Genomic DNA, 14,962 nt, shown 5'->3' on the forward strand with positions numbered 1-14,962 from the left:
TTCCGATACGTCTTCGAATTCCTGCAGGATCGCCGGGCCGCTGGGATGGACACCGTTCTCGTGACGGTTTGCGCGGTCGAGGGATCGTCGATGCGCAATCCCGGTACCATCATGGGCGTGGCCGAAGACGGCAGCTATGCGGGATCGCTGTCGGGCGGCTGCATAGAAGCGGCGGTGGTCGCCGAGGCTGTCGATACGCTGCGATCGGGCGAGCCCCGCATAGTGCGCTTCGGCGCGGGATCGCGCTACATCGATATCAAATTGCCCTGCGGTGGTGGGCTGGACCTACACTTCCAACCGTTGGGCGCAAGCGACCTCGCCGAGCGGTGCTTGCAATCCATCGCGGACCGCGAACCGTTCTCGATGGCCTTGGCACAAGAGGGTGCATCACACCTGTCGGATTGGCGCGCACCGTCATACGATGCTTCCGCCGGGGAGGCTGTGTTCGGGCATTGGCCCGAGCCGCTGCTTGCCATTGTCGGCCACGGCGCAGGAGTGGAAGCGCTTGAGCGCATGGCCAGCACGATGGGATGCATCAGCCGGGTCTACACGCCGGATGAGAGGGTGGTAGACGCTCTCCGCAATGGACCGACCGAGGTGATCGGTCTTGAGCGGACGTCGGAGACGGGTCTCTTGCAGAGCGATCCGTGGACCGCATTCGTGTTCCTCTTCCATGACCATGATTGGGAAATCGACCTGATGGCACGGGCAATCGAGCTTCCGCATTTTTATCTCGGTGCAATGGGCGGCAGGAAAGCCCATGCCGTGCGCAGCGAGGCGCTTAGGGCTCGCGGCATAAGCGAAGAGCAATTGTCCGCGATGAAGGCCCCGATCGGCGTGTTCCATTCATCCCGCGATCCGCAAACGCTGGCGCTATCAACCTTGGCGGAGATCATCCGGACCTATCAGGACACCGATTTCGGGAAAGCTCTTGGCTGAGGCTCGCAAGCCGGCTGTCGCACTGCTGGCGGCGGGATCGTCCCGCCGGTTTGGGCAGCGGGACAAGCTGGCCGCAGAGTTTCGCGGCGAGATGCTGGGCTGTTTGGCCGCTCGCGCAATCCCGCGCGAGTTATTTGAGGCTGCTTGGGTCATCATCGGTTCGCCAGAACACCCATGCGCCGAGCAGTGGGAACGGACGGGCTTTGCCGCGCACGTCAATCCGGATGCCGAGCGCGGAATGGGAACTTCCGTGGCCTGCGCAGCGCGGCTTGCGCAAGCGGCGAGAGCGAGCGGGCTCCTGATTGCGCTGTCCGATATGCCGCTTGTGCCCGCGGAGCATTTCCGGGCGTTAGCCGCCACTGCCGAAGACGGCGGATCGGGCTGTATCGCGGCATCGTCGAGTGGCTCAGTCCGCATGCCGCCAGCGATATTCGGCGCCGATCATTTCGAGACGCTTTCAGAATCCGACGGAGATGGCGGCGCGCGCACCTTGCTTTCAAGCGGTGTCGCGATCGACTGTCCGCCGGACTGGCTTGTCGATATCGATACTCCGGAGGATCTCGCGAGGTACGCCTAGAACAGCGGAGGCGCTATTCCAGGCCCAATTCATCGAGGTTCATTGTCGCTGCCGAATATCCCGCCGCTGCCAATCGCCCAGTCAGGTCGGCACGAATCGCGCGGATTTGCGCATCTGCCGCGCTCTCTTCTCGCAGGTTCACCAGGAAAAAGTCGCCTGCCCCTAAATCGAAGCGCTTACGCTCCGCAGCCACCATTGCGCTCGCCTGCTCAACTTCATCGTCTGCGAGCTCCGCGAGTTCCAAGGCGGCGTTGAGATTGGTGAGGATGTTGTCGAGTTCGACCTCGATCCGGTCAGCAACGCGCTGTTGCTGCAGCTCCATTTCGCGCAGTTCCGCTTCGGCCCGCTGCAAACGCCCGCGGGCCTCGCGCCGCTGCAGAGGGACAGAAAACGTCACGCCCACAATAGCGTCGGTAGAATCGAAAGTGGGGCCGCCATCGCCGATCTCGCCGAAATCTCTCGACAACTCGACGTTCAGATCCAGCTTGGGCTGGAGATCGTTGCGGCGCAACTCAACCTTGTTGGTCGCGCGCTGGATCGCAAGGCGAAAGTTTTGCAGCTCAGGACGGGTCTCAAGAATATCGTCCCGACCCGCCGCAATCAGCGTCCGCATGTCGGGCAGGACATCAAGGATATCCGCGCTCGGCAATTGCTCGCGCGTCGGGGTGATGAGCCGCCCGTCGCGATCGCGCAGATAATAGGCGAGGCTGTTGGAAGCAGTCGCGAAATTTCGCTGTGCTTCCGCCAACAGCGTCTTCCGGCGGATGACATTCTGTTCGTTCTCGGTCAGCGCGATGCGGGGTGTCGCCCCCGATCTCACCTGGCGCGACAGGCCGACCGTGCGCGCCTGCGCGATTTCGAGCAGCTCCTCGTACACGCGGATTTCGTTCCCCGCCGCGACCCAGCGCCAGTATGCCTTGAGCGCTTCGTGCTGCACATTCAGTTGTACCAGCAGGACGTCGAGCCGGGCCTGGCTCGCTGCGATCCGGGTGTCCTCGATCGTGAAGCGGCGCTGGTCGATGCTGCGATCGCGTAGCAGCGAAAACAGCGCGCCTACCTTGAATTCGCCGAGTTCGTTGGTGTTGTAGATGTTTTCGTAAATCGGGAATGTACCGTCTGAAAGACGGTAGGTCGCGAAGACTTCGGCGCCAAGAGGGCGCAGCGGCTGGGTCGCGCCCACCTCGGCGTAACCGCCGGAGAACGTGCCTGTCAGCCGGTCGTAGGTTTCCGCCTTGAGCATGAGGTCGAACGCGCCATCGGCGGAAAGTTGGTCGCTGCGGGCGGCGGCTTCGCGCTGAAAGCTTTCCAGAATGCTCGGAAATGTAAGCGCGGAGCTTCGCAGCACTTCCTCAGGCAGCAAAGGTCCGGTCTTCAGCGCTTCTTCGAGAGGATCGCCGAGCGGTTCGATATCCTGCGCGTGTGAAGGCCCCGCCAGCACACAAAACGCAGCAGCCAGTCCGCAGGCGGTCAGATATTTCATGGCTAGAGCGCCTGGCCCTGCGTGTCCGGCGCAGGGGGCAGCTCAGGGGGGAAGTTGTTGAGCTGCCGCCAGATTTCGTACCCAACCGGGACGGTTTCGAGCAGCACCCACGCTCGCACCGACGCACCGAAGCGGGCGTAGCGTTCCTCGGGCCAAGGCTCCTCGCCCTCCGGGTCTTCCGCGATCAGGACGCGGAACCTTCCGTCTGCCTGCGCCGATTGGTCGACAGTGGTCACCTTGCCTGCGAAGGTTCCGATCGCAACCGAGGGCCATCCGCTGAATTGCACGGCGGGCCAGCCTTCGAACTGGACACGGGCTTCTTCACCCGGCTGGATAAGTCCGACATCGCGGCCGTCGACGAATATCTCAATCACCCTTTCGGTCGTTTCAGGGACGAAGGATGCCAGCACGTCGCCGGCACTCACGAGCGTTGCCGCGTCACCGGCATTGACTGACTGGATAAAGCCATCGCGCGGGGCGACCACCAACTGCTCCGACTGGCGGGAAAGTGCAGTCTCTGCCCGAGTCAGATTGGCTTGAGCCTCGGCAACCCGGCCGCGCATTTCCTCGACCCGGATCTGTGCCTGCTCGAAATCCCGGCGGGCAGTCAGGCCGGCCGCGAACAGCTCTGCCATGCGGCGTTCGTCGATCTGCGCGGTGGCGAGCGCGTTCTGCGCGGATTGAAGCTGGATCTGGACCTGCTGGCGTTCCGCCTGCAAGCGCTCGACCAACCTTGGATCGATGTCGGCAATGCGCGCAATCGGATCGCCTTTCTGCACCGCGCTGCCATCGCGGACATACCATTCTTCGATACGGCCAGAGACGAGCGCGTTGATTTCCTGCTGGCGCTCGTTCGGATTGAGGGTCGTCACGACGCCTTGGCCGCCGGTCGTCTGAACCCAAGGCACGAAGATCAGAAACCCGACAAGGATGACAATTGCAGCGAGAACCAGCACGTAAACTGTCCGCATGATCAGCGGCGTCCGGATCTGCTGGAGCGTGGTAAAGTGCGAAAGGTCCTCTTTCGTGGGCGTGATGATGCTCATGTGCCGGCGACCCCTCGGCTTTCGATATTGCTCGGCGGCGACAGCGGACGCGGGCCCGAAGGTTTACGTGGCGGCTTCTGGTTCACTGCCATGCAGAAATCATCGAAGTTCTCGAAATAGGTCTGCTTGTTGGCCTCAAGATACAGAAACCTGTCGAACCCGAGATCGATACGTCGGTTCGAGAAGCAGATAACCGTCGAATACGCCTGTTCGCGCAGTTCGGTAACGGCGCGCGACAAATTGTCTTCGTCAAGCAAATCGAAAAGCTGGCTCAAGACGAGAATGCGCGGCTGTTCGAGCAAAGCATTAGCCAGTTTGAGCTGTTGCAATTCGACCGGGGAAAGCGGCCAGCCGGTCGACGCGATCGAAGTATCGAGGCCCTCTTCGAAATTCGAAATCGTCTCGGTCAAGCCAACAGTTTCAAGGGCGTTGACCATCCGTTTCGGTGCGGTTTGCGGGCAGGAGAGGCCAAGATACTCGCGAATGGTCATTCCTACGAAACTGGGGCGTTCGAGCACATGCACGTCTTTGCGCAAGTTGTAGGCCTCGATTTCCCGCAAATCGATGTCGCCCATTGTCGCAAAGCCGCCTTGCGGCAGCTCATGCATTCGCAGCAGGTTAGTGAAAAGACGCTGAACGCCGGGCTGACTTGCCGCTGCCATCACTATTGCGCCGCTCGGAATTTCGAGATTGAATTCGGCGATTTCGTGCCGCGCCTTGCCACGGACATTCTTGAAAACGATGGTGTGATCTTCCCCGCTAACCGGGCTGTCACCGGCCGGCTCTTCCTGTTCGACGTCGTAAAACAGGGTCAGCTCTTCCACCGCAGCGCAGAGATCATAAAAATAGGTCAGATAGGTGCCAAGCTGCGCAACACCGAAGAACGCCACCGACAGGACAAGTTCTGCCGCGACCAACTGGCCGAGCGTCAATTGCCCTTGAATGACGAGCCAGCCGCCAAGACCAAGCAGTACGGCGCTCGCCAGCGCGTACAGCAGCAGGAACGCGATCGTCTGTGAGAAATGCTGCCGAAAATGCCGCTTGCGCTCTTCTATGTATCCGTGAGTGTAGTGATCGGTGCGGTCGAGGGCGTAATCGATCCGCCTCTGCGATTTGAAGAAGCCATTCGATCCGCCGAGCGTCTCAAGCCATGCGGCCGTTTCGTGCTTCGCGTGGGACAGATCGATCCCGGTCCGCACGGCGCGGCTGCCCCAGACAAGCCAGATCACCCAGATCAGCGCGCTCATCACGAGCGTGAACACAAGAAACAGGGGGTGGTACAGCGACACGAGGACGAACCCGACGGCAACCTGCAGGACGACGGTGAAACCGCCAATAAAGAGCACCGGAAGCGCTTTTTGCACGATGATGACGTCGAAATAGCGGTTGAACAGCGCGAGCCGTTTGTTGTCATCGAAAAACGGGTTCTGAGCATAGACGGAGATCAGGGAAATCTCCGCCACCATGCGGGCATAAAACCGCCGCGCGAAAAGCTCCATCAGATGGATCCGCAGAGCGTTGAGAAGTCCGAACAGCACCAGCAATCCGAACAGCGAAACCGAAAGGATGACAAGCGGGGCCGCAAGCGCCGTGTTAGCCACCGTGTTGATGAGCATCTGCACGGAAATCGGCGTCGCGAGCGAAAGCAGGCTGATGCCGACGCCATAGACGAGAGCGAGCCAGTAAAAGCTCGCTTCAGGCTTCAAGATCTCAAAAAACCGGCGAAAAAACTTCACCAGGGATACTCGAGAGCCGTAGCTAGCAGTGTCGGGCGCCGGGGCCATGGCCAAAATTCCGTCCAATCAGCGTCGAAAAAAGCATTTCGTCATTGTGCTCATACCGGTATCCCAGCCGGACGAGCTAGCGCTATAAAGCCTGCCTTAGCGCACTTCAAACGTTCCGTGTAGGAACAGGTTCCGTAAAATCGAATTCTGTAATTAGAAAAATTGCTTGGCCGAGATGTTTGCAAACTGCGAGCAGTTTGTAAGTTCTGGCGCTGCGACTGAAAATTACTCGGAACGGGTCCGGCAAGGCACAGAGGATATTACATATGCGCGATCTCAATGAACGGCTGCGCGCCGCGCCGATCGTACCGCTGATCGATGAGAGCAATGCGGACCGATCGGTCGCCACCGCGAAGGCGCTTGATGCAGGCGGTCTCAGCGTTGTCGAGGTCGTGTTGCGTAGCGAGGGCGCGCTTGCTGGAATGCAGGCGATTTGCGACGCGGGTGACGACCTGATCGTTGGCGCGGGAACCGTGCTGACGATCGATCAGGCGCGGCAGGTTCATAGGGCGGGCGCGCAATTCATTGTATCGCCCGGACTCGTCGATGAGATTGCGCGATACTGTCTGGACGAGGGGCTACCCTTCTTTCCCGGCACGATGACGGCTGGTGAGGTTCAGCGCGCCTATGCGCTGGGCCTTCGCGAAGTGAAGTTTTTCCCGGCAAGCCTCGCGGGCGGGGTTCCGATGCTCAAGGCATTCGGCTCGGTGTTTCGCGAGATGCGCTTCATGCCGACCGGCGGTGTATCGCCCGCGAACCTTACGGAATTTCTTGCGCTGCCTCACGTTCTTGCCTGCGGCGGAAGCTGGCTCACACCGGCAGAAGCAATCGCTGCGGGCGACTATGACACGGTGACGGCGCTGGCGCAGCAGGCCGTCGAACTGGCTCAAACGGTGCGCGGCTGAGACGCCCGACTTGCCCGACGCCAAGAAACACATCCTGCTGATCGGAGGAGGGCACGCGCATGTCGCGGTGCTGGCCGACTGGATCAAGCATGGGCTTCCGGCGGAACGGGCGACGCTGCTGACGCCGCATCCGATGTTGCGCTATTCCGGAATGGTGCCGGGGTGGATCGCCGGCGAGCACCGGGCGGACGACGGCCTGGTTGATCTCACAGCCCTGGCCAGACGCGCAGGGACCGAGTTGGCATTTGACCGATGCTGCGGGCTCGATCTCGATCGGAGCACGGCTACGACATCGTCCGGAGAGACAATCCAATTCGATTACGCTTCGATCGATACAGGCGGAGTTGGCAGGGCGCGCGACGTTGTCGGCGATGATCCGCGCTTGATCGATATTCGTCCGATCGATGTTTTCGTGGATAGGCTGGCGTCATGGCGTCACACGGCGCGCGGCAAGGCGGTGCGGATCGCTGTAGTCGGCGGCGGTGCAGGCGGTGTGGAGCTCGCTTTCGCCCTACGCAATACCAGCGGTTTCGATCCTCGGCCCGACATCGTCCTGGCGACCGGCGATGAGGGGTTGCTACCAGGATTTGCGGACCCTGTTCGCGAGCGCGTCTTGGCCGAAACGCGCGATCAGGAGATCAGGCTAATCGAGGGCAATGCACGTTTTGAAGACGGTTGGCTCGTCGCCGCTGACAGATCGATCGAACCGGTCGATCTGGTTGTTGCAGCGACCGGCAGCGCTGCCCCGGACTGGCCGGGCGAAAGCGGGCTCGCTTGCGATGCGGACGGGTTCATAGCGGTCGACCGCCATCAGCGCTCGACATCGCATCCAAACATCTTTGCGGTGGGCGATGTCGCCGCCCGGCAGGACCGACACATTCCGCATTCCGGCGTGCATGCAGTCTTCGCCGGGCCTGTCCTTGCCGACAACCTGCGGCAGGTGCTTGCGGGAAAGGAACCTCAGCGTTCCTACCGGCGGCGCTGGAACAACCTTTATCTGCTCAACACCGGCAATGGCTCGGCTATCGCGAGCTATGGCCCCTTCGCTGCCCAGGGACCATGGGTGGTGCAGCTGAAACATTGGATCGACAAGCGCTGGATAGCGACCTACGCGGAACTGGCGCGGGGCGGATGATGCTCATGTGTAACCATCCGGCGGCAACCGGCGAACAGGCGCGCTAGAAGGGGCTTGATATGAAGAAAATTGCCATCATCGCCGCGTTAGCAGCCATTGTTGCGGCATACTTTTATTTCGACCTTGGCGCCTATCTGACGATCGAAGGGATCAAGGAACAGGTCGCCAACGCGCAGCAGATCTATCGTGACAACCCGGCATTGGTGATCGGGGTGTTCTTCCTGATCTATGTCATCGCGACCGCCGCATCTTTTCCAGGTGCAGCGCTGCTAACACTTGCAGCCGGCGCCCTGTTCGGCCTGCTGGTCGGGACGATCGTGGTTTCGTTCGCGTCGACCATAGGGGCCACCCTCGCTTTCCTCGCGTCCCGGTTTGTCCTTCGGGACACGATCGAGGCGAAGTTTGGGGACCGGCTGAAGGCAATCAATGATGGTCTCGAGCGCGATGGCCCGTTCTACCTTTTCACACTGAGGATGGTGCCCGCCGTTCCGTTCTTCGTGATCAACCTGGTCATGGGTCTGACGCGGATCCGGGTTTTGACCTATGCTCTGGTCAGCCAGATTGGCATGCTGCTCGGCACGATCATCTACGTGAACGCAGGGACACAGCTCGCGAGCCTTGAAAGTGCCAATGGCATCTTCACGCCCACCGTTATCGGGTCGTTCGTACTACTGGGCATCGCGCCGTGGATCGCCAAAGGCATCATCGGCATTATCAAGCGGCGCAAGGTCTATGCCGACTTTACCAAGCCGAAGAGCTTCGACCGTAACCTGGTCGTTATCGGTGCAGGTTCGGCCGGGCTTGTTTCGGCGTATATCGCTGCGCAGGTGAAAGCGAAGGTCACACTCATCGAAGCGAACGAAATGGGCGGCGATTGCCTCAACACAGGGTGCGTCCCGTCCAAGGCCCTTATCAAGAGCGCCAAGGTTGCATCCACCATGCGCAACGCCGACCGATACGGCCTGAAGCCGGTCGATCCCGAAGTGCCGTTTCGCGAGACGATCGCACGCGTGATGGGCATCATCAAGGCCATCGAGCCGCATGACAGCGTGGAGCGTTACACCGAACTCGGCGTCGATGTCGTAAAGGGCTATGCCACGATCATCGATCCATGGACGGTCGAGATTGCAGGCAATGACGGTCAGACGCAGCGCCTCACCGCGCGCAGCATCATCATTGCCAGCGGCGCAGAACCGGTCGTGCCGCCGATCCAAGGGATCGACGGCAGCGGTTATCTGACGAGCGACACGATGTGGGATGCGTTTGCGCAAATGGATGCGCCGCCCGCGCGGGTCGCCGTGCTTGGCGGTGGCCCGATCGGCTGCGAGATATCTCAGGCGCTCGCCCGTCTTGGATCAAGCGTCTCGCAGGTCGAAATGAGCGACCGCGTGCTAGGCCGCGAAGACGAGGAAGTGTCAGCGCTTGCCCAATCTGTGCTCGAAGATTCCGGCGTGAAGGTGCTGACCAGTCACAAGGCTGTTCGCATCGAGGACGGAAATCTGATTGCCGAGGCGGATGGAGGGGAGACGAGCATTCCGTTCGACGCTCTTATCGTTGCCGTCGGGCGCAAGGCTCGGCTCACGGGCTTTGGCCTTGAAGATATCGGGGTCGACACGGACAAGACTGTCAACACGGACGAGTTCCTGGCGACCAAGTTTCCGAACATCTTCGCCGCCGGCGACGTGGCTGGGCCATACCAGTTCACGCATACCGCCAGCCACCAGGCCTGGTTTGCCAGTGTCAACGCGCTGTTCGGCCAATTCAAGAAGTTCAAGGCCGACTACCGCGTGATCCCGGCGGTGACGTTCCTCGATCCGGAATTCGCGCGGGTCGGCGTGAACGAGATGGAAGCGAAAGAGCAGGGCACCGAATACGAGGTGACGACTTACGAGCTCGACGATCTGGACCGCGCCATTACCGAGAGCGAAACCAAGGGCTTCGTCAAGGTGCTGACGGTTCCGGGCAAGGACACGATCCTTGGCGCAACGATCGTCGGGAGCCATGCCGGTGAACTGCTCGCCGAATATGTGCTCGCGATGAAGCACAAGATCGGCCTGAACAAGATCCTTGGCACGATCCATTCGTACCCGACCATGGCAGAGGCAAACAAGTTCGCAGCGGGCAATTGGAAGCGCGCGAACAAGCCCGAAGGCTTGCTCAACTGGGTCGAGAAATACCACTCCTGGCGGCGTAGATAACAGCTTTGGAGGGGGTCGATCAGCTACGCGGAATATTCGGCATTGCGGTGCTGCTGCTGATCGCGTGGTCGATTAGCGAAGATCGCAAGGGACGGCCCGGCTGGCTGTGGATAGGAGGGGCGATCGCGCTGCAGGGCCTGCTCGCGCTCGCGATCGTGCGCGTACCCTTCATCTGGAGCGCCGTGACCCTGGCGAATGACGGCGTGGCCGCGATCGAGCGCGCGGCGCTCGATGGGTCGTCATATATGTTCGGCTATCTCGGCGGCGCCCCGCTGCCGTTCGAGCTGAAAGAGGGTGCCGAGCCGCCGCTTATCATCGCGTTCCAGATCCTGCCGCTGGTCATCGTTTTCAGCGCGATTGCTGCGCTCCTTTGGCACTGGGGCGTGCTACGCTGGCTGGTGGGTGGTCTCTCCTTCCTTTTGCGAAGAACCCTCGGAGTAAGCGGGGTCGTGGGCCTGTCGGGCGGGGCCAATATGTTTCTGGGAGTGGTCGAGAGCCCGCTGGTGGTGCGGGCCTATCTTGAGCGGATGAGCCGGGCAGAGCTGTTTCAGATCATGGTGCTGGCGATGTCGACCATAAGCGGTGCGATCCTCATCCTTTACGCGACGACCTTGCGCGACACGGTCGATAATGCGGTCGGGCACATGATTTCTGCGTCTCTGGTCTCGCTTCCCGCCGCACTGCTTGTCGCGAGGCTCATGGTCCCGGCCAAGGCCGATGACACCGCGACCGAAACCGAGGGATCGGGCGTGGGCGGAGACGAGCCCGGCTTGAAATTCGAAAACAGCATAGATGCGATCATCAAGGGCACGATGGACGGAATGCAGCTGTTCCTGGCGGTCATCGCGGTGATCATCGTCGTCTTTGCACTCGTCTCCCTGACCGATCAAACCCTCGCTCTGCTGCCACTGGTTGCTGATGAGCCTTTGACGCTGAAGCGCATATTCGGCTGGATATTTGCACCGCTGATGTGGGCGATCGGCGTCCCGTGGGCCGAAGCGCAAGCTGCAGGCGGGCTGATGGGGACGAAGGCGATTCTCAACGAATATGTCGCGTATCTGGAGCTGGCGGCGCTTCCCGCCGGCAGCTTGTCGCCCCGCTCACTGCTCATCGTGACCTACGCGCTGTGCGGTGTCGCGAACTTGGCGAGTATCGGATTGCTGGTCTCGACCATCGGTACGCTTTGCCCCCAGCGCCGCGCGGAGGCTGCGGGGCTCGGTATAAAGAGCTGGATCGCTGGCAATTTCGCGACGGCGATGACAGGGGCGTGGATCGGCCTTGTCACGATCGGAAACTAGAGTTCGCACACTATGCTGGATGCAAAGCTGAGACCGCTGATCGATCCGCCGCTCAACCGGGTTGGCCATGCCCTCGCATCGGCCGGCATCACCGCCAATATGCTGACGCTAGGCGGTCTGGTTCTGGGCCTCGCTGGAGCAACGGCGATTGCGCTGGGTCATATCGGGGCGGGACTGGCGCTGATCATCGCCAATCGCATTGCCGATGGGCTCGATGGAGCCGTGGCGCGAGTGAAGGGGCCGACCCCGCTCGGGGGGTATTTCGACATCGTAGCCGATTTCGCTTTCTATGTATCGATCCCGCTAGGCTTCGGCGTGTTTGCAGCGGGCAATACTCTCCCCGCTCTCGTGTTGGTCGCCAGTTTCGTCCTAACCGGCGTGAGCTTTCTCGCTTTCGCGGTGATTGCTGCCAGTCGCGGGGAAGAGACCGACGCGCATGGCAAGAAGAGCTTCTTCTATTCGACCGGCCTGGCTGAGGGGACGGAGACCATCGCGGTCTTCATCGCCATGTGCCTCTTCCCGGCATGGTTCCCGGTACTCGCATATGGCTACGCGGCGCTATGCGTACTGACGGTGATCCAGCGCAGCGCGCTTGCCGTCATTCAGTTCAAGGACTGAGGCGCCTTAGCGCTGACCGATTTGGCTCGACACTCGCTCGCGCAGCTCGGCGATCCGCGCAGCATTCGCGCCAAGGTCGCTTCGCCCTACGCGGCTGACCGAGCGGAAATCGATCTCATTCTCGCCAATGCGGGCGACAACGTCATCCTTGAACCCGAACCAGAAGGTTTCAGCCACGCCTTCAACCCGGCCGGCTTCGGCATCGGTGCGGATGTCCGCAAACCCCAGATTGCCCATCGCTGCCGCCACGGCTGCGATCGCATCTGCTCTGCTCGCCCCGCCAAGCGGGAGCGGCGAGAGATCGGCATAGGTTTCGTTGATGATCTGTGCGTGTGACTTGATTGCAAGCTCCGGCGCAGCCCCGGTGTACATGTCGAGTTCGCCCAGCGGCGTCTGGTAATCGCTTAGCGGATTGGCTTCGGATGCCGCACGTGCCTCCATCGTCGATGCGGAGAATTGAGGCGGGTTCGATGTATCCGTCGCGACATCGTGGATCGGGTTTGCTTCAGCTGTCGAGCCGGTTGTTGCAAGCATCGCGAAAACCGCCGCCGGGATCGCGATACCGGCTGCAGGAAGCAACCATCCTTTGCGAGGTTTCTTCACCACCGCGAGGATCAGCGCGATGAGCGAGATCAGCGCCGTCAGGCCCAGCAGGATCGGACCGCCATCCCGGATCAGCGTGCCGAGACTGAATTGCCAGCTCCACAGACCGAACTTGGTCCCCAGGGCCGCGATCATGAAATAGAGCGGCAAGATGACAATCAGCACTGCGACGAGCTTGTTCAGCGATAGGTTCTTCATGCCGCCTGTTTAGCGCCACCGCAGCGGTTGGCAATGATCGAACTTTTGTGCCACAAGTCAGGGCAGGGAAGCGGTCGCCCAATGGAGAGGAATTTTCTTGGGAAACTGAATACGGCTCGTGCGTTGAGGTCACGCGGAAGGGACGGACTGCGCGAGAGAGAAACTGTGCCACTCCACGATTTTCACTGCCGCAAGAACTGGTTTATGCCTGCCCCCGTGCGGGTTTGAAGTCATAAAGAGGAATACAGACATGAAGCGTACTACCCTGATGAGCGCGATCGCGCTGGCAAGTCTTGTTACGGTTTCGGCCTGTGGCGGCCGCACCGACGGAGAAACTGCACCGGCTGAAGAAACCGCTGCTGCACCGGCTGAAGTTGAAGCTGCGGCTCCGGAAACAGCTGCTGCGCCGACCGAGCCGGAAGTGGAAGCCAACGGTACGGTCATCGACATCAACATGTACACGCGCGACCCCGACGATTCGAGCGGTCTGCAGGTCTTCAAACCGCGCCTGATCACGGCACAGGTTGGCGATACGGTTCGCTTCATCCCGACCGATCCCACACACCAGTCGTCTTCGATCGACGGCATGATCCCAGAAGGTGCACGCGGCTGGGAAGGCGAGATTAACCAGGAAGTTTCCTACGTGCTGCCGATGCCCGGCATCTATGGCTATCAGTGCGTCCCGCACTACGCAGCCGGTATGATCGGTCTGATCATCGTTGAAGGTGACGGCATGACCGACAACCTCGAAGCTGCAAAAGCCGTGAGCCACCCGGGTCTCGCTGGCCGTGAATTCAACGAGGTATTCGAAGAAGCGGAATCGGGCGGCATGCTCTGAGACCAAGTCTTCGGGGCCTTACGGCCAAGACCAAATAGAAAGGGCGACGCGGATTTCCGCGCCGCCCTTTTCTTTTGCGAGAATTCCGCGCCCTGGCACGGCTCCGCAAATGCGTGATCAGGCTGCCGTTGCCATTCGTGCCAGCTCGCACTGCGACCAGATTTCGCTGAGTGCGGTGATCAACGCATCGATATCGCCGTCGCCATGAACGGGTGAGGGCGTGAGGCGCAGTCGCTCCGTCCCCACCGGTACGGTTGGGTAATTGATCGGCTGCACGTAGATGCCGTGATTGTCCATCAGCCAATCGCTGATGCGCTTACACTTGTGCGCATCGCCGACCATCACTGGGATGATATGGCTGGGATTGTCGAGGTGAGGGATGCCCATGATATCGAGCTGGCGGCGCACCTGGCGAACCCGGTCCTGCTGCGCCTCGCGTTCTTCATTGCTCATTTTGAGGTGACGAATGCTTGCCGCTGCGCCGGCTGCGACAGCGGGAGGCAGGGCGGTTGAAAAGATGAAGCCGCTTGCGAAGCTGCGAACGAAATCTACAAGGTTGGCCGAGGCCGCGATGTATCCGCCCATTACGCCGAACGCCTTGCCCAGCGTCCCTTCGATCACCGTAATCCGGTCCATCAGCCCTTCGCGTTCGGCAATGCCGCCCCCGTGCGGCCCATAGAGACCGACGGCATGGACCTCGTCGATATAGCTCATCGCGCCGTGTTTTTCGCACACGTCGAGGATTTCGGCGATGGGCGCGATGTCGCCGTCCATCGAATACACACTCTCGAACGCGACAAGCTTCGGCACGTCGGGGCCGAATTCTGACAGCATCCGGTCGAGATCTTCGGGATCGTTATGTTTCCAGATCTTGTACGGCGCGCGGCTGTGGCGAATGCCTTCGATCATGGAGGCGTGATTGAGCGCGTCGGAAAACACGACACAGCCGGGTATCTTCGCAGCCAGCGTGCCGAGCCCAGCCCAATTCGAGACATAGCCCGATGTGAATAGCAACGCGCTTTCCTTGCCATGGAGGTCGGCGAGTTCGGCCTCCAGCTCGACGTGATAGTGATTGGTGCCCGAGATATTGCGAGTGCCGCCTGCACCTGCACCGCATTCGTCGAGGCAATTGTGCATCGCTTCGATCACTTTGGGATGTTGACCCATGCCGAGATAGTCGTTGGAGCACCAGACTGTCACTGCCTGTGTCTCGTCATCGACGAAGCGCGTCGCATGCGGAAACTTGCCGCGATGCCGCTTGATATCGGTAAAGACGCGGTACCGTCCTTCTTCGCGCACGCCGTCAAGCTCGCTTGCGAAATAAGCTTCGTAATCCATCGGAT

Annotated in this window: 13 protein-coding genes; 8 read left to right on the plus strand and 5 right to left on the minus strand. The window is 60.8% G+C overall.

Going from position 1 to position 14,962, the window contains the following annotated elements; genetic code table 11:
- The first annotated feature begins 45 nt into the window (after positions 1–45).
- Both IB285_RS02285 and IB285_RS02290 read left to right on the plus strand, forming a co-directional pair.
- The gene (locus tag IB285_RS02285) at positions 46–939 is read left to right on the plus strand and encodes an XdhC family protein (RefSeq protein ID WP_199803406.1); all 894 of its coding nucleotides are present in this window, start codon (positions 46–48) and stop codon (positions 937–939) included.
- On the plus strand, positions 932–1,516 hold the full coding sequence (locus tag IB285_RS02290) for a nucleotidyltransferase family protein (RefSeq protein ID WP_190786654.1): 585 nt from the start codon (positions 932–934) through the stop codon (positions 1,514–1,516). The genes IB285_RS02285 and IB285_RS02290 overlap by 8 nt, the downstream gene beginning before the upstream one ends.
- 13 nt (positions 1,517–1,529) lie before the next feature.
- Here IB285_RS02290 and IB285_RS02295 read toward each other — a convergent pair whose 3' ends face one another.
- From IB285_RS02295 to IB285_RS02305, 3 genes are read right to left on the minus strand one after another with little or no spacing between them, the layout of a single operon-like run.
- The gene (locus tag IB285_RS02295) at positions 1,530–2,996 is read right to left on the minus strand and encodes a TolC family protein (RefSeq protein ID WP_190786655.1); all 1,467 of its coding nucleotides are present in this window, start codon (positions 2,994–2,996) and stop codon (positions 1,530–1,532) included.
- A 2-nt stretch (positions 2,997–2,998) separates the two neighbouring features.
- Entirely contained in the window at positions 2,999–4,042 is a 1,044-nt protein-coding gene (locus IB285_RS02300) for an HlyD family secretion protein (RefSeq protein ID WP_190786656.1), read from the minus strand.
- The gene (locus IB285_RS02305; protein ID WP_190786657.1) at positions 4,039–5,826 is read right to left on the minus strand and encodes an ABC transporter transmembrane domain-containing protein; all 1,788 of its coding nucleotides are present in this window, start codon (positions 5,824–5,826) and stop codon (positions 4,039–4,041) included. The genes IB285_RS02300 and IB285_RS02305 overlap by 4 nt, the downstream gene beginning before the upstream one ends.
- A 266-nt stretch (positions 5,827–6,092) precedes the next feature.
- Here IB285_RS02305 and eda point away from each other — a divergent pair, with 266 nt between their 5' ends.
- Genes eda through IB285_RS02330 form a run of 5 tightly spaced genes read left to right on the plus strand, consistent with a single transcriptional unit; the run spans position 6,093 to position 11,980 of the window.
- A complete protein-coding gene (gene eda, locus IB285_RS02310) occupies positions 6,093–6,731 on the plus strand; it encodes a bifunctional 4-hydroxy-2-oxoglutarate aldolase/2-dehydro-3-deoxy-phosphogluconate aldolase (protein WP_190786658.1) in 639 nt (212 codons plus the stop codon).
- Between the two features lie 10 nt (positions 6,732–6,741).
- A complete protein-coding gene (locus tag IB285_RS02315; RefSeq protein ID WP_190786659.1) occupies positions 6,742–7,866 on the plus strand; it encodes an FAD-dependent oxidoreductase in 1,125 nt (374 codons plus the stop codon).
- Positions 7,867–7,925: 59 nt separating this feature from the next.
- On the plus strand, positions 7,926–10,064 hold the full coding sequence (locus IB285_RS02320; protein WP_190786660.1) for an FAD-dependent oxidoreductase: 2,139 nt from the start codon (positions 7,926–7,928) through the stop codon (positions 10,062–10,064).
- A gap of 5 nt (positions 10,065–10,069) precedes the next feature.
- Complete coding sequence (locus IB285_RS02325; RefSeq protein WP_190786661.1) at positions 10,070–11,362, plus strand: NupC/NupG family nucleoside CNT transporter; 1,293 nt, start codon at positions 10,070–10,072, stop codon at positions 11,360–11,362.
- A gap of 12 nt (positions 11,363–11,374) precedes the next feature.
- Positions 11,375–11,980 (plus strand): CDP-alcohol phosphatidyltransferase family protein, encoded by a 606-nt coding sequence (locus IB285_RS02330; RefSeq protein WP_190786662.1) that lies wholly within the window; start codon positions 11,375–11,377, stop codon positions 11,978–11,980.
- A 6-nt stretch (positions 11,981–11,986) separates the two neighbouring features.
- Here IB285_RS02330 and IB285_RS02335 read toward each other — a convergent pair whose 3' ends face one another.
- Positions 11,987–12,781 (minus strand): DUF1499 domain-containing protein, encoded by a 795-nt coding sequence (locus IB285_RS02335; RefSeq protein WP_190786663.1) that lies wholly within the window; start codon positions 12,779–12,781, stop codon positions 11,987–11,989.
- A gap of 250 nt (positions 12,782–13,031) precedes the next feature.
- On the opposite strand from IB285_RS02335, the gene IB285_RS02340 reads away from it, so the two are divergent.
- Entirely contained in the window at positions 13,032–13,619 is a 588-nt protein-coding gene (locus IB285_RS02340; RefSeq protein ID WP_190786664.1) for a plastocyanin/azurin family copper-binding protein, read from the plus strand.
- 117 nt (positions 13,620–13,736) lie between these two features.
- Here the strand turns inward: IB285_RS02340 and hemA are convergent, their stop codons facing one another.
- Positions 13,737–14,957: a 5-aminolevulinate synthase gene (gene hemA / locus IB285_RS02345; RefSeq protein WP_190786665.1), complete on the minus strand. Its 1,221-nt coding sequence runs from the start codon at positions 14,955–14,957 to the stop codon at positions 13,737–13,739.
- Positions 14,958–14,962: the final 5 nt, after the last annotated feature.

Source organism: Erythrobacter rubeus (assembly GCF_014705715.1).
GTDB lineage: Bacteria > Pseudomonadota > Alphaproteobacteria > Sphingomonadales > Sphingomonadaceae > Erythrobacter > Erythrobacter rubeus.